Genomic DNA, 24,577 nt, shown 5'->3' with positions numbered 1-24,577 from the left:
GTAAAGTGTTTGGATATAATTTATATTTTTTGGAAACCATAAAATCACTAATAAAATTAACCCTGATCATTATGGGGTAAATATAGCAACTATTGGGTTATCAAGCAAGAATACTGTTGTCACTTTGTAAATGTATGCATTTTTATGTATAATAGAAATGATTGCCAGAAGTCAAATTTGAGGAGGAGGAGGTCTTCTATGGACCATATGATGTTTGAGGTTGGAACTGCTCTGATTCTGGTTGCTATAGCCTCCGTAATTGCTGGAAAGCTCAAGTTCTCGATCATACCGTTCTTGATTGTACTCGGGATGCTTGTCGGTCCGCATGCACCAACGATAGGGATTCTTGACTTTAAGTTCATCGAGAGCCAGGGGATCATCGATTTTCTGGGACAGATCGGTATTCTATTTCTGCTCTTTTACCTTGGTCTTGAATTTTCTGTTCAAAAATTGATCAAATCCGGAAAAAACATTGTGGTAGGCGGAACCGTATACGTAGTATTGAACTTCGTGTTGGGTGTGGCCTACGGTTTCGTGATCAATATGCCTCTGTACGAGACGCTGATCATTGCAGGGATGCTGTCGGTTTCCTCCAGCGCCATTGTCGCTAAGGTGCTCGTGGATCTACGGCGCACAGGGAATGCGGAGACGGAACTCATACTTGGCATGATTTTGTTCGATGATATTTTTCTTGCCGTGTTCTTATCGATTATGTCGGGACTGTTATTAGGCGGGGCTACATCGATAGGGGCAACCATCATCTCGGTTTGCATTTCCATAGGCTACATGCTGTTGTTCTTTGTTATTGCGAGAAAAGGTCCGCCTATACTTAACAAATTGCTGAATATTACGTCCAGCGAGATTTTCATTATCGTAGTATTCTCGTCGATGTTCTTTATTGCCGGGTTTTCCGAGACACTCCACGTAGCCGAAGCGATCGGAGCGCTGTTGTTCGGACTGGCTTTATCGGAGACGGATCATAGCGAACGGATCGAGCAGCTGGTGATTCCTTTCCGTGATTTTTTTGGAGCAATCTTCTTCTTCAGCTTCGGTCTCGGCATCGACCCGACCACGCTTGGGAATGCGTTATGGCTTGCTCTTGGCGCCGTGGTATTGACCATTATCGGCAACCTGGTCGCAGGCATGATAGCGGGTCGGAAGGCCGGATTATCGCATAAATCGTCACTTAACATCGGATTGACCATTATGGCTCGCGGGGAGTTCACGATCATCGTTGCGAATCTGGGACTAGCCGGCGGACTGTCCGCTATGCTGAAACCATTCTCGGCCCTCTATGTTCTGATTCTTGCGATTCTCGGTCCTCTTCTAGCCAAGGAGTCAAAACGTATCTACCGCGGAGCGAATAAAATATTCAAATGGAGCGAGCCTGTGGAGAAAGTAAAAAAAAGGAAGGCGTAAGGCTGCTGGGCTGATTTACTTTCTTCCAAGTAATCTATATAATCTAGAGATTGAATTAACCCCAGAACGGAGGATTTTCACATGAGTATTATTCGCGAATCTGATCTGCCGGGTATCGGTAAGAAATTCCTTATTCAGGCGAGATCAGGGGATAAGCTGGTTATTGTTATTCATGACGATGGCCGTAGAGAGCTGTACCATTTTGAAGATGACGATCCTGAGGAGACCATCTCCCAGATTACATTAGAGGATGATGAGGCTAGACAAATCGCCGGCATCATCGGCGGCATGACGTATAAACCGAAAGCGCTCGAGACCATCGAGGTGACACTCGAAGATCTGATCATCGAATGGGCGCGTATCGAACCGCATTACAAATGCGTGGGACAATCCATTGCAGGGCTTCAGGTTCGTCAACGTACAGGTGCTAATGTATTAGCGATAGTGAACAAGAAAGAGCAGAAAATCAATCCGGGTCCGGACGACATCCTGACAGCGGGATCGACGCTGGTGCTAGCGGGCGAGCGTAAGCAGATCAAGCAGCTGAAAGAACTGCTGGTTAACGGCTAATAGTGCTCCTTCGTGGATGCGAAGATAACCATACCGAAAGCAAGCTCCTCCTTTTGCGGGGGGCTTGCTTTTTTATGTGGAGAGCAACCTATTGATCAAAGGGATGATATCTTTTTACATAAGAAAAAGCGCCAAGGTCTCGTCCCTTTGCGCTTTTTCTGTTTAACAGCGGGATGCTGCGGGTTATGGATTGCCAGAGGGCCGGTTACTTCCGGGCCACGATCATAAAGCGGGCGGAATTCGTCCGGATCCCCCGATCTGTGCGATGGTCACTGATAAACTGCTGCAGGATGCGAAAATCCGATTCCTCCTGCCCAAACCCGGGGATAATGGGCGTGTGCTTCAGCAGAAAGATAAGATCCTCTTCACGCTCATAGTATTCATCCGCATCGTATTCGGCATATTGGATATTGCGGAACCCGGCTTGCCGAAGTTCCTCCATATATTGATCCTTTAAAGCGCCGTCTTCACGGGAAGATTGCCCTCTGCCAAAGGCTTGAGCCAGATTGGCTTTATCAGATTCGCGAACCTGCTGCGTCAAAAACACGCCATCCTCTTCTAGTACTCTTCCCACCTCTGATGCACGAAAAGGGGAGTGTCTGCAAGAGATCAAATTGAAAAACGCCTCCGGAAATTGAAGCGACCCTGCGTCCATCTGCATAAAGCGTACATTGGAAGCCGAAGCCTTCCGTTTATTACTCTGGGCAGTCTCTATCATCGAATGGGAAAGATCGATTCCAACCAGCAGGGCTGCTTGGTCGGCAATGGACAACAAGCTCTCTCCACCACCAGTGCCGATATCAAGCACCACATCGGATGATTTGCATAATTTGCCGACCTCATCGTAAAAATCCCACTCCATACCCTCCGAGATACATCTTAGCTGGCTGAAGTCCCAGCCGTTTAGGGCTCCTACTATATCATAAAACTGCTTGTATTCCTGTGAATTCATTTATATTGTTCACCTTCCATATGAGATAAAATGGGATGCTGAAAACAGATCGTCTCTTATTCGTTCGCAGCCAGCTACTGTGATTCTGACTAGGCCCGGTCCAGTATGATAGACCGGGCCTAGCTACTTCGAACGGCAAGGATCCTAATCAGCATCCAGTTCACCTCAATTCTGAAAGATTATTTTTAAGAGATAAGAAAGTATGAGCTTCAGAGGCTTACCATCCTTATCTCGCAAGAAAAACTTCCGCTATACGCGGTCTGTCTTCTGAGAAAGTACGTCGATAGATGTTTTTCTTATTGTAAGTCCAAGGATTCTTCATTATCAAGGAGAATTTTATTAGGAGGAAGGACCATAATCTTAAGCAAATGATAAGAATTTGGAAGTATGGCGTTAAGAACTGTCTACTATACTTGATGAATCTGTTCAAGGAACGAGAATAATCGGATTTTAAAGATGAGAGGGTACTGTCATGAACAAATTAAAATCTTTGTCAAGGGAACGTCTTCCCGAGCTGCAATTGGTACGCGCATTCGCCATCATCGGCGTGCTGTCCGTTCACTCCACATCGTATGCCGTATCTGCGATGACGGCTTCCAACTACTTTTTTATGTACAATTTCATGAACATCTTCATGAAATTCGGAACGCCGACATTTATATTTTTGAGCAGTCTGGTACTCTTCTATAATTACTATGACCGTCCCACAACGAAGAAGCTGATCGGCGGATTTTACAAGAAAAGACTGCTGTATATTATCATTCCGTATACGCTGTTCTCCGTGTTCTACTTCGCGCTGCTGCACTATTTGCATTATCAGGGCAGGCCGTTCGGTGAGACGATGGAGAGCTTTGTGCAAAAGCTGTTGACGGGCAAAGCGTATACGCATCTCTATTTCGTATTTATCAGCATTCAGTTTTATGTGCTGTTTCCGCTTGTATTATGGCTGTTCAAGAAGATGCCCCAGCTGGCGAAATGGGCGATACCGATTGGACTGGTGATCCAGTGGACGTTTATACTAATGAATAAGTATTATTGGCAGGTACCGAATAAAGGAAGCTGGGCATTGTCCTATATTGCCTATTTCATGCTGGGTGCTTTTATCGGCGTCTATTACCCGAAACTGAAAGCCTGGCTTGTTATTAGCCGCGGGAACGCACGGCCTCATCGCATTACCGCCTGGGTAGTGCTGTGGATCGCATGGGCGGCGGCCGGTCTCGGGCATGTGTACATTTATTACAAAAGCCGGCTGCATGGAACCGGGTATAATTCAACGCTGTATGAGTTGCTGTGGAATATGCATACGTACCTGGGGGCGCTCGTTCTGCTCCAGCTTGCGATTCTTTTTTATCGGGCAGGGGTGCGGGGATGGACGCCGGCACTGGAGAGACTGGGGGCCGTTTCTTTCGGGATATATCTCATTCATCCGTTCTTTCTGCTCGTCTACCGGGAGTTTCCGTTAACTACGGGGAATTCAATGCTGACCCACCTGTGGTATGCGGGCGGTTTTGCGGCAGCATTAGGCTGTTCATGGATCGTCGTTGAATTGACGGTTCGATTTATACCAGGCTCATGGGTGATATTCGGTAATATTCCGAAGGCGAAGAAGTCGGTTAAACCAGTCGATTCGCCGTCTGTGCCGCTTTCCGGTTCGTAGTCTGCTTCATGGCAAACCAGGACGTATCCGAAGACGAGGGCATGGCTCTGGCGAAGCGAAGAGACAACTATTACCGCACCACGCAGTCTGACATCCGTGAAGAATGACGCCGTACGGCGGTGTTCTGGCAGCCGTTGATCAAGGAGGAGCCATGTCTGGAGTTACGATATTAATGGTTGATGATGAAACCGAAATTTTGAAATTGATGGAGATTTACGTCAGGAATGAGGGTTACACGCTGCTCACCGCATCTCACGGCCTGGAAGCGCTGGAGATTCTAAGAACCCAGAAAGTGGATTTGATCATCCTTGATGTCATGATGCCGCAGATGGATGGCATTGAGGCATGCATGAGAATTCGGGAGGAGAACAACACGCCGATCATCATGCTCTCGGCAAAGAGTCAGGAGATTGACAAAATCGCCGGACTCAGCATCGGCGCGGATGATTACGTGACCAAGCCGTTCAGCCCGCTGGAATTGATCGCAAGAATCAAATCGCAGCTCCGCCGATACAAACAGCTGAACAGTAATTCGGTGAGGGATGAGAACGAAATCCAGATCGATGAGCTGGTTATTAATGTCGCTTCCCACCGGGTGACGGTGGCAGGCGTTGAGATTAAGCTGACGCCCCGCGAATTTGCTCTGCTGCATATGCTGGCCATCAATCGCGGACTCGTGCTTAGCATGGACAAAATTTATACCGAGGTGTGGAACGAACCGTTCATGGAATCGAAAAATACGGTCATGGTACATATTCGCAAGCTGCGCGAGAAGATCGAGAAGGATCCGCAGCAGCCCGAATATATTAAGACGGTGTGGGGGATTGGCTATAAAATAGAGTAAACTTAAGCAGAGGTGACGAACTTGAAAATAATGAAGCTTCATAGCATCCGCCTGAAGATGCTGCTTATGCTGCTTGCCAGCATCGGCATCACGGCCGCCCTGCTTATCATACTCTACGCATTAAGCACGCTGATACTCTCTATTCCGGCCATCAAGCCGCCGCTCGTCTGGATCATTAACAACATTGGCTCGGATCCGGTTATGCTGGTTGCAGGCATTATTCTTTTTTTGGTCAGCTATTATGTGAGCACGAAGTGGTTTGTCCTTGATCTGCAGAAGATTCAGACCGGTCTTCAGGACATTACGGCGGGCCGATTCGATTCCAGAATCGAGCTCAAATCCCAAGACGAATTAGGCGTCGTCGCTTCCAGCATAAACCGCATGACCGATCAGTTGAACGTTTATCTGGAGGAAATCAGGAATGGGCTTCGCGAGATTGCCAAGGGGAATTTCGACACCGACATTCCGGTTCAGTCAGGCAGCCAGCTGGGTGAGGTGGCCGAGAGCATCAATCAGATGAGCAGGCAGCTTCACCAATCCATTCTGGAGGAGCGTAACGCGGAGAAAACAAAGAATGATCTGATTACGGGAGTTTCCCATGACTTGCGGACGCCGCTTACATCGATACTGGGATTTCTGGAGGTTATCGAGGAAGATCGGTACCAGGATGAAGTGGAGCTGCGATATTACGTAAATATCGCTTATGAGAAGGCGCAAAGTCTGAAGAAGCTGATTGATGATTTATTCGAATACACCAGGATTAATAACGGGCTTCCGCTGGATATCCGGGAGATCGATATGGCTCAGTTCATGAGACAGCTGATCGAGGAATTCGTTCCTGCCCTGGAGAAAGCGGGGCTGGAATGTAAGCTTGCTGCAGAGGAAGGGCTCGTGGTTCGGGCAGACGGCGCCCAGCTCGTCCGGGCTTACGAGAATTTGATATCCAACGCGATCCGTTACGGGGAGTCGGGCAAAAGAATCGACATTGCCGTCCGCAACGATGGCAATCAGGTGAGCATCAGCTTCACCAACTATGGCGATCCGATTCCCGAGCGGGATTTGCCGTTCATCTTTGACCGCTTCTACCGTGTAGAGGCTTCCCGTTCGAAGCAGACCGGTGGCACCGGCCTGGGGTTGGCCATTACGAAGAGCATAGTGGAAGTCCAGGGCGGCGAAATCCGGGTGCGGAGCGATCGGCATCGAACGACTTTTGAAACGAGGTTTCCTAAAGTCGTATAGCGACTGCTTCAACTTCCTGTATTGCCTATTTTCCCAGGAAAACAGGATGTGATCTTGAATGTGTGCCCCTTAATGAGGGCACTGCAAAACGAATGCAATTTCTATAAAACACAACCCAGTGCCTCGGGCGGTACTGGGTTTGTTGTTATATTGGAAAAAGGAACAAGGGAGAGAAGTCGTTTGATTCACAAGGCAGACAATTAACCGTGTTCGTCGTAAACCTGAACTGGATGGTCGATAGAATAAAGCGTCCCATCTTTATATTCGCTCTGAACCGGGAAAGGGTTCAAAAGAAATTCAGTCTGTCTCAGACGTATCATTGTTCTCTCGAATCACTTCCATAAACTCCAGGACAATCGTTGATATGGCATCCTCTTGAGGCATATAGATATATTGACTGATTCTCATTATATCGTCTTTGTATAAATCAATGAGTTGCAGAATGGCTTGATCTTCATTCTGCTTTGCAGCTTTCAGCAAAATCATGAATTCGCGATCTGAGATAACTTTTGAATCATTTTTCTTTTCCATCGGTTCACCGCCTGTTGAGAGATATGGAGCTGCTTGGCTACTTCCGCTTCAGTGAGGTCTTCTAAGAAGAGTTTATATATAATGGTTCTTCCTTGAGGGGGCAATGAATCCAGTAATTGACCAATCCAAATGCGGTCATCGGATCTAGCATGAAATGACCCCGTCTGCACGGTACTAAAATCAGGGTATAGCGTTTCTCGTCTTCTAAGTTTTTTAGCCTGATATTGTATTCTCCAACCAATTCGATAAATTTCAGTTTTATAGCGCTCGTATGCTGTTATATGCTTTTTCATAACGCGTCCCTCCTATGCCGGTCTATCATCGTATTCATTATTTAGGGAAAAAGAGAAAGCTAACGAATTGCAAAACAGGAACGTTTGTTCTCGTTTTATTGTACCATTTTTTACATCTATTGTGAAATGGTAATCTACTCTATAAGTTGAATTATTGAATTCACTGTAGAAATCCACTCACAAAAAGGACAATAGAAAAAGGACAGCTCCGATAAATAAAATGTACCCCGTAGAGTAGACCTTTTTTAGGTGTTTACTCTACGGGGTACATTTTAAAAGCCCGAGCTGTCCTTTTTCATTCTCATATTATTGGAGTGTGACCTTAGGATTGAGCGTGATCTCAAAGGCGCGCCACCAGATGAAATCAGGATTGTCATAAACCAGCGAAGCACTGTCGTATTCTGACAATGTCCACAAAGCCCCCTTTATTTGTTTGACATTGCATGTCGGAGTGGGGGCACCGATCAGGAAAGCGTTCCTTCCGGCCAGCGTTGTTTGGTGGATCTGCATTTGATCTCGAAGAATCGTGAACACTTGCTGGTAAGCTGATTCTGTGTTAAAGAGACGCATGTTTTGATCAGCGAACGAGGCTTGAAGATTATCGTAACGAATATTGCTTGGAGTTCTGGAATAGCTTCGGACATCGACTACAGCAAGCCTCTTATAATAATAATCCTTCAAAAATCGTTTGAAGAGTAGTGACCCATGAGCGTTCACGGCCATATTCAATTCGGAGGCAGAGGTCTCTGACACCATAAAAGCGTAGCGCGCTTGTCCCATGCCAAGCGAGATGCCCATAAGGTTCCCGGCAGTGTTCCATGCACTATAACCCAATAGGCGTCCCGTGTACTGGCTGTCTAGCAGCCCTTCCGTTACCGTTGGATTGGCAGAGCCTTTTCCCGTGAAATCCATAACCACAGTTGCTACGAAGTTTGTTCCATTGGCATGGATACGGCTTACGGCACTGGACACCTGTGTTTCGTCTGTGATTGCCAGGATTTCAATGTTTGGTGTGCTAGTGACACATTGGCCACCAACAACATCAATATGACGAAGAATATTCTGATGAACAGTCATGTATTCATAGTTGTTGATGATTGTGGATCCATGAGGACCGAAATATTGCACCGAAATTTGCGTTTTTCTTCCTTCCCGATGCAATTGATTAGCCATCCGTGCTACCAGAGAATGACCCAAGCCATCTGCATCAGGCAATATAATGGCACGATTCGGATTTTGCCCCTCACAACCGCCTAGATAACGATCGATGTAGTTCTCCACAAATCGAATTTCATTGATTTGCACGCCTTCTTTATTCGCATCGTCCACCCCAACGGCCAGGAAATCAATATAACCCTGACATACAAGGCTGTCCAAGACATAATGATTGGTTTTAAACTTATGCTGCCTTGTATTGTAGTAATGGGTTTTATTGAAGTGGACGGTATCGCCCAACTCGGTGCCATCACTGGATATATTATAGCCGTTCAAAATATCGTTGAAGTCTGTATATTTTTTGCGAGCTATCCCCATGAGACTGCGAGACTCTGTGTACGCGTTGTAAGAGAGTCCTTCCACATATGTGGTCGTAGCGAGTCGCATAATGGTATCCAACACATAGATTGGCTTGTTGGGATAAAGCTGTTTAATCTCGCGGATTACGTCAAGCAAGTCTGCTGTCCCTGAATCATAATGGGGATACGTCCCTCCTCCGCTTGTTCGTAAACGTCTGCTACCGATTAAGCCTCCATAAACGAGCATATCGATCGAAATAATAAAACCCTGGACGGAAGAGGCGTGACTCAATATGAACTGACGAATATCTTCCGGTTTACCAAAGGTAGGTGCCGAGGTGCCTATAAGTTGGCTGCCTGAAGCTTCTGCGACCGAATCGAGCCGGTTACGAATATCTGCAGCAAGAGGAGTTATCAGGTTCAAGCCTGAGGCTTGTCCTAGTTTGATTACATCATCAAGGTTTACCGGGCGGTCATCCAAGGGTACATACAATACATTTCTCATTGGTCAACTCTCCTTATATATGGTTTAATGGGCCTTCATATATATAGGTGAATTTCCCATTCCTTTTACAACCACAAATCAGTTTTTTTCATTAAGCAGTCCAAAAAAAGGGGTAGAAAAGGAGTTCGAATAAGCTTGCTAAGATCTGTTATAACGTGGCGAAGGTAATTGTTCAGCTTTATTTAAGTATTCGTTAAGATTTTGGACCATGGAATGGTAAGATGTGTTCCTTATACTTTCCTTCAGGAACGTACATAAGGAGGCAGTCGGGATGGGATCCATACATCATGCGAAACGGAATATCAGGCTTACGATGGCATGGCCGGCAATCATTGTGATGGTTGTTGGTGTCATGTTGATATCGGGATGTGCAGAGTTCAAAATGTCCCGCGAAGATACGCGGATTGAGAATCGATCCGCTCAGGGGATGGTGACAGCAAGCAATAGAAGCACGTCAATGACTCCAGCATCCTTTCTCGAGCAGTTATGGGGGGACATATCGGACGGGGTGACGAACCGCACCAGAATAATGACAGGCAGGCCAACGCCGAGCCGTACTCTATCCGAAGCGAGTTGGCGTATGGAGGTACGATAATGCGGAGAAGACGGCTAATTGTGAATTTGCAGCAAGAATCATTTTAACGAGAATCTTTTGTGAATGTACATGGGCAATAAGAGATGGATAGACTCCTTTCCTGGAAGGGAGTTTTTTTGTTTTGATTTTGGAACAGTTTGCCTTATAATAGCGTTTACATTATATAGGCTTGTATTGGAGAGGATGGTTTCTGTGAGTTTACGCGTATCGATCCGAAAGCGACTATTCATCGGAATAACGGCAGCCGTCTGTATTTTACTTGTTGGGCACCCAACTCAGCGGACACAGGAAAGCGCACATGTCGTATTCGCTGATGCTGCAGAAGCTGAGGGCTTTACATCCGGCCAACGGGTTACGATTCAGCAGAAGGCTGCATTGTTTCCTAATGCGCTTAGTAAGAATAGCCATCTGACAAATCTCAAGGTGAGCTATTACGGCGCCAAGGGAGAGAGGCTCCGGCTTACCTCCGTGAAAGGGGAATTAGCCATTATTCAGGCCGATTCCCGGGGAGATTTGTGGCTCCCGACATGGTATGTATCCAAGGAAGCAGCCCAAGTGAAAGAAACGTTCCCGCTCTCGCTTCAACTGCGCAGCAGCGGTAATATATATCTTGCTCCTGGAAGCGCAATGAAATGGCCGGTATCCCAAACCGGAACGTCGCTCATCGCCGTAGCGCAGTGGAAGGACTGGTACGGCGTCATGGTCGCACCTTCCAAGTGGAAGGAAGATTACCGGATCTACCGCCCGGCAATGATGTGGGTACAGGGTAAGGACATAACGGCCAAGAAGGCGATGCCTGATGGGCTGCTCGATGGAAATTCGGAAGTAACGACGGATGTGGTACGCAACCTGACGGAGCTTCTTTTTAAGAAAGGGACTCCTTCTTCATACGTGAAAAAGCTGCTCGGTGAGCCGCAGGTAAGGGAAACATCGCGGAATCAGGAGATGAGCTCCAATAAACCGATGATACTCGGCAAGACCTGGAGATATGAGCAGCGGGATGTCCATTATACCGTGACGTTCTCCCCATCCGGAAAGCTGACATCCAGCGAGTGGGTAATCCCTGGGACCGGATCCTTTGAGCGGAGTTACAGTCCTGGCGATGATTACGAGTTTACCTATCGTTTTGCCGCCGTGCCGCCTCAAAAGACGATTGAAGCTGAACCCGACTGGCGAAATCAGGGCAATCTGAATTTCACCTTCCTGCTTGAGGCAAGCGAGGATGTCCTGCTCCTCAAGGGAGATGATGGCGGATACAGCGGGATGCACGATAATTCTTCCCTGTATGCGATTGACCGCAGCACCGGCAAGAAGCTGTGGCAGGAGGATGCGGGATTTGGCTGGTATACGGCTTTCACGGATAAGGAGCGGAAGCATGTTACGATGTACTCGGCTTATAACCCGGAGGTTAAGGATTATGTGGCCAGAGTGAGGCATATTCGAATGTCGGATGGAAGAGTGTTGTGGGAGGTTAAGCCGAAGAATGAATTTGGCCTGACAATGACGGCTGCGGCCGATACGATTATTCTGGATGAGGCTTTGAATCTGAACGAAACCAAAAGCATGCTGAGCGTGCTGGAACAGGAAACCGGAAAGCTGCGTTGGAAAAAGACGTTGTCCGGCGAACACCGCTTGCTGAATGCAGGATCGGGTGATCCGTATGTGCTCGTCGAGCAGAACGGACAGCTTACCGCTTACGATCCGGTCGCCGGCAAAGCAGTATGGAATGTAAAGGTTGGTAAGAGGGTTATGGACGATCCGACCCAGGATCCGTATTTTATCGGAGGGTACCGCTACAATCCGGTATCTCCTGCGGATATGACAACAAGATGGATGCTGCTTGGCAAGGAATGGGTTCTGCTCAATACGGAAACCGGGGTGCGCGAAGCCGTGTATCCGGCCCGTGAGATGGAAAGGTTCGAGGTGCTGAATGAGCGGTATCTATTGGTGCAGCGTGCGCTGAACGGGGAGTATTTCAGCGGGGCTACCGCTTACGAAAGCGTATTGTATGACAGCCTGGAAGATAAGGAAATGTGGACCGTGAGAGGCAAAGCCGCACGCGGCGTCATCGAGGGAGAACGGATCTACCTTATGTTGAACGGCATTCCGGCAGCGGTGGATACAGAGAGCGGTAGCATCATATGGAAAATGGAGACCACTTCCAAAGCGGGCGACGATCTGTCCCATCCGGTTGGCAGCAGCTACGAAATCATGGATTCGTACCTGCTGGTAAGTTTGGGAAGCGATCTCGTGGTGTTGAACAAGGAAGACGGCAGGAGCTTGGGCAGATTGCATAACGTAATCACCGGCAGCGTCGATTTGCGAGAGGTGTATGCCAAGAACGGCGCGCTGAACGTAACGGAACGGGAAGTGCTCGTCGGCACGGTCAACGGAGCTTTTATTCGTTATGATGCCCGGGCATTAAAGGAACGCTTGGATGAGCTGTAATAGCTGTTATCGATAAATGACAAAAACCGTAGGGAGACGTTCGCAAAGGAGGAAGACTGATGGGCAAGAGGCTTAAGATAGCAGGGATTTCGATCATCAGCCTATTGTTGATCCTATGTTTGGGCTGCGGCAGCAAACAGTCGGCCAGTTATGCGTCTCTGTTAAAGTACGATGACCAAGAGTATATCGGAAAAGGCATTGAGGGTGCCGAGGCTTTTGCTGAGGCGGATTTGACCTTAGCGGGCACGATTCAGAAGCGGCTCGAACCGGATCAATACCCGGATACGCATTTATCGTCGAACGAGCTGCCGGAAGGCACGGAAATCTACGTAGTCGATGAACATACGTTGGTGGCATTGCAGGAAGATCGAAGGTTCAAGGTGTTTGAGCGCATGGAATAAAACGAATGGATGGATAAGCGTCCCTGGCGTCTGGCGACAGATGCGGGGGCGTTTTTGGTTTTCTGCAATCTTGCAAATTTTGATATGGTTTCATTTCTATTCAATGGTATTATATTCCTGGTTCGAATGCACTAGATTTGAAAGACTTACATTCTGACAAGAGATGAGGTTCATAAACAGCGGATAAAAACCCCCTGTCTCCTTAACCCGGAGCCAGGGGGTTTTCGCTTCTAATCAACCCTGATTCCATGGAGTTCACACCGCACTCTCAGCCTCAGGGATAGGCACCTCATGCTGAACGGATTTTACCCGTTTGATGGAATAGTAGACCAGCCCGATTACAAGCCAGCCGGAGCCGAGCATCAGGGAGGAGAGATCCAGCAGCGTGATCAGATAGAACACGAAGCCGGCACCCAGCAACGGACATAACAGGCGCAGCAGCAGGTCTGTGGGCGTGCGTCGTTTTTCACGGATGATGTAATGAAAGATGACGGACACGTTCACAAACAGGAAGGCGGTTAGGGCGCCGAAATTCACGAATTTGATAGCTGTCTCCAGGCTGACAAACATGGCGGACAGCGAGATGATACTGGCAAGCACAATGTTGAAAACAGGCGTGCGGTATTTGGGATGGATGGAACCGAATTTCTTCGGCAGCAGGGACGTTCGGCCCATGACGAACAGCAGGCGGGTGACGGTGGTCATCGAGGACATGCCTTGTGACAGGACCGAGAAGATGATCACAAAGGTGAAGACCGATGCGAGCGCGCCTCCGCCGATGGATTGCATGAGCTCAAAACCTGCAGAGTCGATGTTGCCAAAGGCAAAGGACGGATACAGCTGTTGGATCAAATAAGCGGTGACAAAATACATCAGTCCGGCCAGGACCACAATGATGATGATGGCACGGGGGATGGTTTTTTTCGGATCCTTGGTTTCTTCAGCCATTGTGGTAATAGAATCGAACCCGAGGAAGGAGAAGCATACAAGCGAAGCGCCGGCAAGAATCGCCGAGAAGGAGACTCCCTCACTTGCGGCAAAAGGATTCAGGCCAGCCGTTATGCCGCCCTGCATGGCTTTATATACGAGAAGGGCGCAGAAGCCGGCAATAAAAACAATCTGCATCAGTACAAAAATTTTATTGACATTGGCGGAGGTTTTGATGCCGATAATGTTGATGGTCATTACGATGACGGTTAACAGAGTAACCCATAGGGCCGAAGGCACGGTCGGGAATTGGGCATTCAAGTTAATGCCGAACATGAGCACAGCGATGATGCAGGAGAACAGGTAGTCGAGCAGTACGGCCCAACCGACAAGGAAACCTAGAAAGGGATTCATCGCTTTGGTCACATAGGTATAGGCTGAACCTGACACTGGAAAAGCCCGGGCCATCTGGCCATAGCTTGCAGCCGTAAACACAATAGCAATAAATGCAAGCATGTAAGCCGCTAGCAGCATCCCCCCTGATCCTTCATGGAGCACTCCGAAACTCGTGAAAAAAATCATAGGTGACATCCAGGCCAAGCCCATCGTCACGACATGGGAAAGGGATAGATTTCGCTTTAATGTTATATTTTGTGACATGCGTTTTCCTCCTCCAATGAGAATGAATCTAAGGCAAATCGAAACATATGTCATGACATCTCACATTCTTACAGGGCTTTCAGAAAAAATCAAGCCTTTTTTTCACGGATCAAAGTGAATTCAGTGTGTTTATGTTCATTTACCTTACATAATCGTGAGTTTCAAGCTGAAAAACACAAACAATATTTATTTTTTAGCTTGTTTTTGTTGCAGGGTATAATTTATTGTGTTAGGATACTTAACATAAATAATTGAATAACAATGTTTTCTAGGGTTCCGAATCGCATCTGCGGTTGACTGGTCCGAGAGAAAACGCATCGATGCTCGAATGGTCGATGTACACGGCGGGAAAAAAGCCCGGGAGAATCTATCAAATGATCTTTGATGTTTCTCCCGGGCTTTTTTCTATTTTTTTATAACAGGAGGAATTCAGATGACATCATCCTTTTCAATCACCATTCAACCAGGCGGCAAGTGGTCTGCTTATATCAGCAGAGGAAAATCCATGACGCTGACGGCAGCCGGTAACCGGGCGAATCTGTCGACCCTTCTCTTCCATGCTCCGTATCCTTCGGAGCGCTACAATATGCCGGATACGCTGAAGGCTCAGCATACCGCGATGCTCACGGCGGGACATGTGCTAATGAGTGACCAGGGGAGAGTGCTGGCATCTATCACCAGGGATTCGGTCGGCTGGCATGATCCGTTATCGGGTTATACCACCCGGCAGAGTACGGACCAGAAGTATGGTCGTACCAGCTACCAGAATGAGCGGAACGCCTGGCTGCGCAGCGGAGAGGAAAATCTGATTGTGGAAATGTACCGCCACCAGCTTACGCCGCGGGATCTGAGCGCTCCGGTTAATTTTTTCTCCAAAGTGGTTTGCGAGCTGGATGGGACCCTGCGGTATGAGGAGCAGGAAACGGCAGGAAGTTCTGTGACACTGCGTACGGAAATGGATGTGCTGGTGGTGTTCTCCAATACACCGAACCTGCTCGACCCGTCCCCGGACTACCCGGATGCGGCGGTTGAGATCCGAGTGACCGATGCGGAGGCAGTGCAGGAAGATGATTCTTGCGTACAGCATTGCGGTGAGAATCGGCGTGCTTTTGAAAATACGTGGAGCGCTTATGCTTTAATGAAAGGGGCGAATTAATATGGGCATGAGTACATTTGAGCCGACACGCAGCAAACGGAATCCAGCGAATGCTGTTTATGATAAGACGATTCCAGCAGGAGAAGGATGGCTGTATGATCTGCTTCCCGGTCAAGTGCTGCGGATCGTGGATGTGGAAGGGAACCAAGCGGTGGATACCCTGTTCTACTCCACAGAAGATCCGGGTGATCATTACAGTGCGATCCGAACGATTACAGGACAGCAGAATCTGTATTTAACGACAGGATCTCTGCTAATTGCAGAATCAGGCCGGGAACTGCTGAAGATTACGGCAGATACCTGCGGTCGTCACGACACCATTGGCGGTGCGTGCTCGGCACAGAGCAACACCGTCCGCTATTCGCATGATACGCTGCCGATGCATAACTGCCGGGATACATTCATGCTTATGCTGTCCCAGCGACATGAATTTACGAAGCGGGACTTGGCCCCGAATGTGAACTTCTTCATGAATGTGCCGGTCACACCGGAGGGGGAGCTCACCTTTGCAGATGGCGTATCCGGTCCAGGACGCTATGTAGAATTGACTGCACTTGCACCGGTCACCGTGCTCATCAGCAATTGCCCTCAGCTCAACAATCCTTGCAATGCTTACAACCCAACTCCCGCACAGGTTCTGATCTGGGATGAAGAAGGGGGTAAAGGGGATGTTTAACAAAATTCTGATCGCTAACCGCGGCACGATTGCAGTACGGATTATCCGCACTTTGCGGAGCATGGGCATCTCATCGGTTGCTGTGTACACGACAGCAGATCGCGACAGCCTACATGTGGAGTTTGCAGATGAAGCGGTACTGATAGGAGAAGGCCCTGCCAAAGAGAGTTATGTCAATGCTGAGCTTATTTTGCAAGTTGCTCGTGAGACCGGAGCCGATGCCATTCATCCCGGTTATGGATTCCTGAGCGAGAACGCTGCTTTTGCCAGAGCCTGCGTGGAGCAAGGAATCACGTTTATCGGGCCAACACCTGAGCATATCGAGCTGTTCGGCCTTAAGCATACGGCCCGTTCCATGGCAGAGAAGGCAGGGGTTCCGATGCTGCCGGGGACCGGCCTGATGAAGTCGCTGGAGGAAGCAATTGAACATACGGGGAGAATCGGGTATCCGGTCATGCTCAAGAGTACAGCGGGCGGCGGCGGCATCGGGATGCGGATCTGTGCAGATGAAGCTGCTCTACGTGACGCATATGATTCGGTAACGCGGCTGGCTACGGTGAACTTTAACGATGGCGGCGTGTTCCTGGAAAAATACATCGCGCGTGCACGGCACGTCGAGGTGCAGGTTTTCGGTAATGGCGATGGGGAAGCGGTAGCGCTTGGGGAGCGCGACTGCTCCGTGCAGCGCCGCAACCAGAAGATCATTGAGGAGACGCCTGCACCGCTGCTGCCTGCGGATGTACGTAGGGAGATGCATGAGAGTGCGCGCCGCCTGGCGCTTGCCGCTGGATACCGCAGCGCGGGAACCGTGGAGTTCCTGTATGATCCGGAGCAGGAGCAGTATTATTTCCTTGAGGTGAACACCCGGCTTCAGGTCGAGCATGGAGTGACGGAGGAAGTGCTCGGGATTGATCTGGTGGAGTGGATGGTTCGTGAGGCAGGCGGAGACTTAAGCGATTTGGGTGGTCGGGTTCGAGAGCCCCAAGGTCACAGTCTTCAAGTAAGGCTCTACGCGGAGGATTGTGCCAATGACTTCCGTCCGGGTGACGGCCGGATCGACGGCATGGTATGGCCTGAGAACACGCGGGTCGAGACATGGATTCAGAGCGGACTAGAGGTAACGACGCTATATGATCCGATGCTGGCCAAAATTATTGTGCATGCAAAGACCCGTAAGGATGCAATTGAAGCGATGATTACCGCTCTGCAGGAGCTCCGAGTCTATGGCGTGACGACAAATCAGTCTTACATCGAAGCCTTTTTGCACACGGATGCTTTTGCGGAAGGTCTCGTAAATACTAATATGTTAAACGGATTCCAGCCCCCCGAGCGTGCTATTGAAGTGCTGGATGGGGGAGTTCAGACAACGGTACAGGATGTTCCGGGAAGAATCGGCTATTGGGATATCGGAGTTCCCCCTTCCGGGCCGATGGACGCCTTGGCCTTCCGGATCGGCAACCGTTTGCTCGGCAATGAAAAAGGGGCGGCCGGTCTCGAAATGACACTTCGAGGCGGAACCTACCGGTTCCGGTGCGACATGCAGTTCTGTCTGACTGGTGCGGACATGTCAGCGACGCTGGACGGGGTCCCAGTTCCCATGTACACACCAGTTACAGCAGCCTCAGGCTCCATCCTTGTGCTTGGTGAAGCGGCAGCGGGCATGCGCACGTACCTTCTTGTAGCTGGCGGGCTTGACATGCCGCTCACGCTTGGAAGTGCATCCACGTTTACGCTTGGCGGATTTGGCGGTCATACCGGCAGCGCGCTTCGTACAGGTGCGGTACTGCGCGTTCGCAAAGGTACTGGCACAGCGCTTGGTGCGCTGGCCATGCGGTCCCGTCCGGAATTGACTCGGGAATGGAGCATCGGGGTAATTCCGGGACCTCATTGTACAGAGGAATATCTGCTGCCTGCCTATATGGAGCAGCTGACCGGGACCGAATGGGAGGTTCACTTTAACAGCTCAAGGACCGGGGTCCGTCTGATAGGGCCTTCGCCGCTATGGGCCCGTGAGGATGGGGGCGATGCAGGACTGCACCCGTCGAATATCCATGATAATGCCTACGCCGTTGGTGCGCTGGACTTGACCGGTGACATGCCGATTCTGCTCGGACCGGATGGCCCGAGTCTGGGCGGATTTGTCTGCCCGGTAACGACGGCGACGGCAGAGTTCTGGAAGGTTGGTCAGCTTCGTCCCGGGGATAAGGTACGCTTTAAGCTAATCACCGTAGAGGAAGCGGGGCAGCTTAGAGCAGTACAAGAGCTGTTCCTGGATAACCTGGATGGAGGGGTGAAACTGCCTGCCCTTCCGAAAGAGTCGAAGAAAGAGTATATGCCGCTCCTCGCCTATGAGGAGGAAGGCAGACGCTTCCCGATAGCCATTCGATGCTCTGGCGATGAGAATGTTCTGATTGAGTACGGGGAGCGGGAGCTTGATCTGGTGTACCGGTTCCAGGTCTATGTGCTGATGCAGGCTGTGAAAGATAGCGGGAAGATCCCTTATATCGAAATGACGCCGGGTATCCGCTCCCTGCAGATTCATCTGGATGCTGCCCGAATGACCGTGAAAGAAGCGGCGGCGCTCATTATGGATATTGATCTTACGCTGCCAACGCTAGATTCGATTGAGGTTCCTTCCAGGATCGTGAAACTCCCATTGTCCTGGGATGATCCTGCCACAAAGCTAGCAATTGAGCGTTATCAGCAAAATGTTCGCCCCGACGCGCCGTGGTGTCCAAGCAATCTGGAATTTATCCGCCGGATGAACGGGCTCGGTTCACTGGAGGAGGTGGCGGAAATTGTGTATAACGCCTCGTATTTAGTCATGGGATTGGGAGATGTTTATCTTGGTGCACCGGTTGCGGTACCGCTTGATCCACGCCACCGGCTGGTGACCACCAAATACAATCCTGCCCGGACCTGGACCCCGGAGAATGCCGTTGGCATCGGAGGTGCTTACCTCTGTGTATATGGAATGGAAGGCCCTGGCGGATACCAGTTCGTCGGTCGTACCGTACAGATGTGGAATAAGTTCCGGCATACGGCAAATTTTGAGCAGGGCAAGCCGTGGCTGCTGCGCTTCTTCGACCAGATTCGGTTCTATCCGGTATCTGAAGAAGAGTTGTTGAAGATGAGAGAAGATTTTCCGCGCGGCGAATTCAAGGTTGAAGTCGAAGAGACGACATTTAATCTGGGCAAGTACTTGGCTTGGCTGAATACCATTGAGGAGGAATCTTCGGCGTTCAGGCAATCGCGTCAGGCTGCATTTCAGCAGGAACGTGCCTACTGGAAGGAGCTTGGGATTGCAGAACACGTGTCAGAGCCGGAAGCTGCCGCAGCACTTGCGCAGGAAGTGCTGCCGGAGGGAAGCCTCGCTGTGAACAGCTCCATGTCCGGCAGTGTATGGAAGGTGCTTGTACAACCCGGGCAAAAGGTTCGGAAGGGTGAAGATATTATAATAGAAGAAAGTATGAAAATGGAGTTTCCGCAGCAGGCTCCATTTGACGGAGTAGTTGCATCGGTGTATGTATCATCCGGGGATCAGGTAAGGGCCGGTGACTGCATTGCAGCCATATATCCTGTGGAGGAGGAGGCGACAGTATCATGACGATTGAAGCGGTTCCTGCAGCGATATCGATTGAAGCTTTACGGAAGGGGTATCGTCATGGCGGGTTTACGCCTGAAGACGTGATTATGGCTATTGTTGAGCGGGTGGATCGGGAGCGGGATAGCAGCATCTGGATTCTACCGCCAACGCTTGATCGGATAAAGCCGTATTTGGAGCGGCTGAGCGATCTGAATCCGGTTGAATCTCCTTTATGGGGAATTCCATTTGCGGTCAAGGATAATATTGAGGTGGCAGGTTGGCCCGTGACCGCGGCGTGCCCGGATTTCACTTATGTACCGGAACAACATGCTGCTGTTGTCGAGAGACTCATTGCGGCTGGAGCTATCCCTGTTGGAAAGGCCAATCTGGATCAGTTCGCCACAGGACTTGTGGGTACGCGGAGTCCATATGGCGCAACGCATAATGCGCTGAGTCCCGAGTTAATCAGCGGCGGATCGAGCTCCGGCTCAGCCGTTGCCGTAGCCTGCGGTCAGGCTGCCTTCGCGTTGGGGACGGATACCGCAGGCTCGGGCCGGGTGCCCGCTGCGCTGAACGGGCTTGTTGGTTACAAGCCGGCTGTAGGCGCCTGGCCTTCACAAGGCGTGATCCCGGCATGCCGCAGCCTGGATTGCGTCACCGTGTTTGCCCGCTCCGTAGAGGATGCAGAGCTGGTGGACGGAGTCGTTCGCGGGTACCTCGCCAGCGATCCGTATTCCAAAGACCGCCCGCTCGGCCGACCTATGCTGCCAGTCACATGGCTCTTTCCATCGGAGCCGCCGCAGTTCTTCGGCCCGTTTGCATCAGAATATGAAGCGGCATGGAATCGGGCGAAGGAAACCCTCATTCGATCCGGCGTCAAAGTAAAAGAGGTGGATGTATCCTTGCTGCAGGAAGCGGCTGCCCTGCTCTATGAAGGCCCTCTCGTTGCGGAGCGATGGTCACATCTTGCGGACTTCATCGAGAGTCATCCCGGCTCGGCAACTCCGTTGACTGAAACCATTCTTCGCTCTGGAGCCAAGGCAGAGTTTACAGCAGCAACGTTATTTCAAGCACAGCACCGCCTGGCCGACATTCGTCGTCATACGGAAGAAATGCTTAAGGGCGGTGTGCTTGTCCTTCCGACATGTGGAGGCACTTGGACCCGGGAGCAGGTGAATACTGATCCGATTGCAACGAATAGCCAAATGGGTTTGTACACAAACCACTGCAATCTGCTTGATTTAAGTGCGATTGCCATTCCCGCCGGTTTTGCCAAGGATCGTCTGCCGTTTGGCATCACGCTGTTTACGCTGCCTGAGGAGGAGGCTAATATGGTGGCCGCGTCGCGCTTTTTTCTGAAGCAGACGGAGCTGATCACCGTGGCTGTCTGTGGACTCCACATGCGAGGGATGGTACTTGAACCGCAAATGACTGGGCTTGGTGCAATTTTCGTGGAGGAGGCCGTAACTGCTCCGAAGTACCAATTGTTCCAACTGCCGACGGCCCCGCCCAAACCTGGGCTCGTGCGGGTAAGAGAAGGGGGCTCATCGATGGCCTTAGAGCTGTGGGAGATGTCGGCTGATGCCTTCGGCATATTTACAGCCTCCATTCCAGCCCCGCTGGGGATTGGCAAGATTGAATTGGTCGATGGACGCTTAGTTTCAGGATTTGTCTGTGAGTCGTATGCCGTAGAAGATGCGCTTGATCTAACCTCTGCCGGAGGGTGGAGAAACGCGATGCAGAATGTGTGAACAGAATGCTTTAACTTGTACGAGGATAGTGCCCGTTGTTCCGAGGTGCAGCTTATCTGTTGAACAAGAAAATAGAAATAGACCGCTCCTTCCATGGATAACGGTCTATTTCTTTTTTATATCGTCAATCCCGTCCATTTCCAATAAGAGAAGTAGAACAATAGCATAACTACTATATAAACGGGCATTAAAACAATACTGAGCTTCACTAAATCCTTAGCCTGATAGGAAACATGCTCATCTTCGTAAAATAGGAGCAGTGCCTTTGAACTTACTGGAAATGTAATGCAGTAGTTCATGCCTACCAGCGTCAAAAACACCACCGAAGGCGCATGAAGTCCAAGAATCTGGCTCAGCACAATAAAAGCCGGCGTCATCACTACCGCTCTGGTTGTATGCGACGTAATATATAAGTGTGAGGTAACCGATATGAGGATCACGATGAGCACCGTCATAAATGTGGGGGCCGCTTGCAGAAAACTTAGTTTACTGAATACCATATGCTGAAGCCAAGCAACCACGCCATTCTCAACAAGTGCTTTTCCCAGTGCCGTAGCTGCGGCGACAAAGAGGATCAAATTCCAAGAAACACTCTGTATGCCCTGCTTCCATCCCATTATCCCGATAGAGGGCAGCATGAAGAGCATGGAGCCAACCATGGTAATAAAGGCAATGTCATAACCGTGCAGGGCTTCAGTCATCCACAGGATCACTAAAACCGCAATCATAACGATGGTTTTCTTCTCACTGTTGGTTAGAGGGAGCTTTTCTACATTTTTATATTCAGAGGTCATGACTTCGCTGCGCGGTTCATTTCTCCAAAACATGATTTTTATGAATACAAGAGCCAGACCGCACATGACAAGCGCGAAGGGCGCTCCCCAAAGAACCCATGTTACATACGAAATATCTTCACCGGTTGCCCCGTTTAATAACCCGATGCCAATGATGTGAGAGCCCGCCCCGATGATCGTAGCCGATGAAGCGAGTAATATCATAACGGGAACGAGCATCGCGACTGCTCTTTTTTGCTGCGTATTCCTTAATACAGTCTGAAGCTCTTTCACCACAGGTAACGTTAGTGCCGCTCGGCCGGAAGTAGACGGTATAAAAAAAGTTAAGGGCTGGATGACCAAAGCGAGCCACCCCAATAAATGCTCGGGTTTGCCGGCACGCTGTAACACGAAGCGAGTAAATCGCGAGGCAAGTCCGCTGGTTTTTACACTTTCACCGATTATAAATGAACCTATCATCAACCATACGATTTCTTCAGCAATGGATTCGTAAAGTAATGAAGCGGATGAGCCCTTCAATAAGACTATGCACATCAGGGCGCCTAAAGCAATCATCCCGGCCGGTAGGCTGGAGAAAATCCACAAAACCATGGCTATGATAAAGAATAAGAGTGCTATTTTTCCTGAATAAGATAAACGATCGACAGAAGCGATCCAAACACTGCATCCTGCAATACCCAATACAATCCACCAGGTTTTTGGGGAAAAGCGTTTGGTAGACTGGACTGCCTCTGATCCGAGGGCAGGTTTGCCCAGCTGTTTTCCCGTAGATCGTACGTATTCAGGCTCCATTATGGTCGCTTCCCTTCGACAAACGACCTATGGGCAATCTGATATCCGATACGCACATGCCGGAGCGCAGCTTCGGTACTATCTGCAATCCATAGGGCTGCTTTTTTGATGGCTTGATCTAATGAGGTCGGTGTTTGAATAATGCTTGAATACGCATCGATTCCATTTTCATAATTGATTTCAGCATTTTCGCCGATCGTTCCGGTGATTGCAATAACCGGGATTCCTTTTGATTTGGCAATTCTCGCAACCTCAGAAGGTATTTTCCCGTTTGGGGTTTGGTAATCCAGACAGCCCTCTGCCGTTAACACGACATCCGCTCCAAGGATATGCTCTTCGATATTTATGTATTGCATGATGATCTCGTAACGTGGGTGAAGCTTAGCCTTGGTGAAAGCGGCTAGTCCTGCGCCTAAGCCCCCGGATGCCCCGCTTCCAGGAGCATGGGTTATATCCACTCCAAGCTGGCTGTGTATCAGATAGGCATAATGATGAAGAGCGCCTGCCAATTGCTCCACTTCTGCTTCAGTAGCTCCTTTTTGCGGGGCAAAAACGTGAGCAACGCCATCCATTCCGCAAAGGATGTTATGCCAATTGCAGGCCACGTCGATCTGCACATCCCGAAGTCTTGGATCTAATCCTGCCAATTCAATGGTCTGCACTTTATGTAAATCCCCGCCGCCCCTAACAAAGACCGGTTTCCCAGCTTCATCGCTAAACACTGCTCCCAAGGCTTGTGCCATTCCCGCACCACCGTCGCATGTTCCGGAATCTCCGCAGCCGATCAAGATATGGTCGACGCCATAGTCCAGTGCCCCTTTGATGAGCTCCCCCACGCCATAGGTGGTCGTCCATAAAGGGTTGCGACGGTCTCTTGGAACAAGCTTCAAGCCTGCTGCTGCAGCCATTTCGATGACCGCAGTCTTTTTATTATGTTCAGAGTAGACTCCGAAGCAGCTCGTGATAGGTTGACCGACTGGCCCGGTTACTTCCATATGATACAGCTGTCCTTGCTTTATATTGACGATGCTCCTAGCAAATCCTTCCCCGCCGTCAATCATAGGGATAACGGTAATGCTTGCATCCATATGTAAACGATGAACGCCCCTTTCCATGGCTTCTCCCACTTCATCTGCATCCAGGCACTCTTTAAATCCGGATGGAACCATAACGATTTTCATATCTTTTCCTCCTGTTGTCTGTTGTTGCTTAAACTTTAAAACAGAAAGAGGAGAGGACGGTTAGAGATGAATTAGAATTTGCTGTG

19 protein-coding genes and 1 riboswitch are annotated in these 24,577 nt (G+C 49.6%); of the genes, 12 read left to right on the top strand and 7 right to left on the bottom strand.

Annotated features, from left to right (window positions below; translation table 11 throughout):
* The first annotated feature begins 198 nt into the window (after nt 1-198).
* Complete coding sequence (locus AK95_RS17560; protein WP_071221198.1) at nt 199-1,419, top strand: cation:proton antiporter; 1,221 nt, start codon at nt 199-201, stop codon at nt 1,417-1,419.
* Between the two features lie 81 nt (nt 1,420-1,500).
* Nucleotides 1,501-1,989 (top strand): cation:proton antiporter regulatory subunit, encoded by a 489-nt coding sequence (locus AK95_RS17555; RefSeq protein ID WP_071221197.1) that lies wholly within the window; start codon nt 1,501-1,503, stop codon nt 1,987-1,989.
* A gap of 205 nt (nt 1,990-2,194) precedes the next feature.
* On the opposite strand, the gene AK95_RS17550 is transcribed toward AK95_RS17555, so the two are convergent.
* Nucleotides 2,195-2,941, bottom strand: coding sequence for a class I SAM-dependent methyltransferase (locus AK95_RS17550; protein WP_071221196.1), 747 nt, complete (start codon nt 2,939-2,941; stop codon nt 2,195-2,197).
* A gap of 472 nt (nt 2,942-3,413) precedes the next feature.
* Between AK95_RS17550 and AK95_RS17545 the strand changes: the two genes are divergently transcribed.
* From AK95_RS17545 to AK95_RS17535, 3 genes are all read left to right on the top strand, one after another.
* Nucleotides 3,414-4,598 (top strand): acyltransferase, encoded by a 1,185-nt coding sequence (locus AK95_RS17545; protein WP_071221195.1) that lies wholly within the window; start codon nt 3,414-3,416, stop codon nt 4,596-4,598.
* Nucleotides 4,599-4,749: 151 nt separating this feature from the next.
* Nucleotides 4,750-5,442, top strand: a complete 693-nt coding sequence (locus AK95_RS17540; RefSeq protein ID WP_071221194.1) for a response regulator transcription factor — start codon at nt 4,750-4,752, stop codon at nt 5,440-5,442.
* Between the two features lie 30 nt (nt 5,443-5,472).
* Nucleotides 5,473-6,681: a sensor histidine kinase gene (locus AK95_RS17535; protein ID WP_481855856.1), complete on the top strand. Its 1,209-nt coding sequence runs from the start codon at nt 5,473-5,475 to the stop codon at nt 6,679-6,681.
* A 297-nt stretch (nt 6,682-6,978) separates the two neighbouring features.
* On the opposite strand, the gene AK95_RS17530 is transcribed toward AK95_RS17535, so the two are convergent.
* The 3 genes from AK95_RS17530 to AK95_RS17520 all read right to left on the bottom strand — a co-directional run bounded on the left by AK95_RS17530 (nt 6,979) and on the right by AK95_RS17520 (nt 9,524).
* The gene (locus AK95_RS17530; protein WP_071221192.1) at nt 6,979-7,212 is read right to left on the bottom strand and encodes a hypothetical protein; all 234 of its coding nucleotides are present in this window, start codon (nt 7,210-7,212) and stop codon (nt 6,979-6,981) included.
* Nucleotides 7,164-7,505 carry a sigma-70 family RNA polymerase sigma factor gene (locus AK95_RS17525; RefSeq protein WP_071221191.1) on the bottom strand — a complete coding sequence of 114 codons (342 nt, stop codon included), beginning with the start codon at nt 7,503-7,505 and terminating at the stop codon, nt 7,164-7,166. Before AK95_RS17525 ends, AK95_RS17530 begins: the two co-directional genes overlap by 49 nt.
* Before the next feature lie 306 nt (nt 7,506-7,811).
* Entirely contained in the window at nt 7,812-9,524 is a 1,713-nt protein-coding gene (locus tag AK95_RS17520) for a DUF4127 family protein (RefSeq protein ID WP_071221190.1), read from the bottom strand.
* Nucleotides 9,525-9,795: 271 nt separating this feature from the next.
* Here AK95_RS17520 and AK95_RS17515 point away from each other — a divergent pair, with 271 nt between their 5' ends.
* The 3 genes from AK95_RS17515 to AK95_RS17505 all read left to right on the top strand — a co-directional run bounded on the left by AK95_RS17515 (nt 9,796) and on the right by AK95_RS17505 (nt 12,968).
* Nucleotides 9,796-10,119: a hypothetical protein gene (locus AK95_RS17515; RefSeq protein WP_071221189.1), complete on the top strand. Its 324-nt coding sequence runs from the start codon at nt 9,796-9,798 to the stop codon at nt 10,117-10,119.
* A 183-nt stretch (nt 10,120-10,302) separates the two neighbouring features.
* On the top strand, nt 10,303-12,567 hold the full coding sequence (locus tag AK95_RS17510) for an outer membrane protein assembly factor BamB family protein (protein ID WP_235613140.1): 2,265 nt from the start codon (nt 10,303-10,305) through the stop codon (nt 12,565-12,567).
* Between the two features lie 59 nt (nt 12,568-12,626).
* Complete coding sequence (locus AK95_RS17505) at nt 12,627-12,968, top strand: hypothetical protein (RefSeq protein ID WP_071221187.1); 342 nt, start codon at nt 12,627-12,629, stop codon at nt 12,966-12,968.
* A gap of 255 nt (nt 12,969-13,223) precedes the next feature.
* On the opposite strand, the gene AK95_RS17500 is transcribed toward AK95_RS17505, so the two are convergent.
* Nucleotides 13,224-14,555, bottom strand: coding sequence for an APC family permease (locus tag AK95_RS17500; protein ID WP_071221186.1), 1,332 nt, complete (start codon nt 14,553-14,555; stop codon nt 13,224-13,226).
* Nucleotides 14,556-14,812: 257 nt separating this feature from the next.
* Nucleotides 14,813-14,921: riboswitch (guanidine-I (ykkC/yxkD leader) on the top strand.
* A 67-nt stretch (nt 14,922-14,988) separates the two neighbouring features.
* Here AK95_RS17500 and AK95_RS17495 point away from each other — a divergent pair.
* From AK95_RS17495 to atzF, 4 genes are read left to right on the top strand one after another with little or no spacing between them, the layout of a single operon-like run.
* Entirely contained in the window at nt 14,989-15,711 is a 723-nt protein-coding gene (locus tag AK95_RS17495; RefSeq protein ID WP_071221185.1) for an urea amidolyase associated protein UAAP1, read from the top strand.
* A gap of 7 nt (nt 15,712-15,718) precedes the next feature.
* Nucleotides 15,719-16,387, top strand: a complete 669-nt coding sequence (locus AK95_RS17490; protein ID WP_071221597.1) for an urea amidolyase associated protein UAAP2 — start codon at nt 15,719-15,721, stop codon at nt 16,385-16,387.
* Nucleotides 16,380-19,994: an urea carboxylase gene (uca, locus tag AK95_RS17485; RefSeq protein ID WP_071221184.1), complete on the top strand. Its 3,615-nt coding sequence runs from the start codon at nt 16,380-16,382 to the stop codon at nt 19,992-19,994. The genes AK95_RS17490 and uca overlap by 8 nt, the downstream gene beginning before the upstream one ends.
* Complete coding sequence (gene atzF, locus AK95_RS17480) at nt 19,991-21,724, top strand: allophanate hydrolase (RefSeq protein WP_071221183.1); 1,734 nt, start codon at nt 19,991-19,993, stop codon at nt 21,722-21,724. Before uca ends, atzF begins: the two co-directional genes overlap by 4 nt.
* A gap of 116 nt (nt 21,725-21,840) precedes the next feature.
* Here the strand turns inward: atzF and AK95_RS17475 are convergent, their stop codons facing one another.
* Nucleotides 21,841-23,310 carry an SLC13 family permease gene (locus tag AK95_RS17475; protein ID WP_083397654.1) on the bottom strand — a complete coding sequence of 490 codons (1,470 nt, stop codon included), beginning with the start codon at nt 23,308-23,310 and terminating at the stop codon, nt 21,841-21,843.
* The gene (locus AK95_RS17470; RefSeq protein WP_071221182.1) at nt 23,310-24,491 is read right to left on the bottom strand and encodes a glycerate kinase family protein; all 1,182 of its coding nucleotides are present in this window, start codon (nt 24,489-24,491) and stop codon (nt 23,310-23,312) included. The genes AK95_RS17475 and AK95_RS17470 overlap by 1 nt, the downstream gene beginning before the upstream one ends.
* Nucleotides 24,492-24,577: the final 86 nt, after the last annotated feature.

It is taken from the genome of Paenibacillus sp. LC231 (assembly GCF_001860525.1).
In the GTDB taxonomy this organism is placed as follows: domain Bacteria; phylum Bacillota; class Bacilli; order Paenibacillales; family Paenibacillaceae; genus Paenibacillus_AQ.
This window is presented reverse-complemented; position numbering and strand designations above follow the sequence as displayed.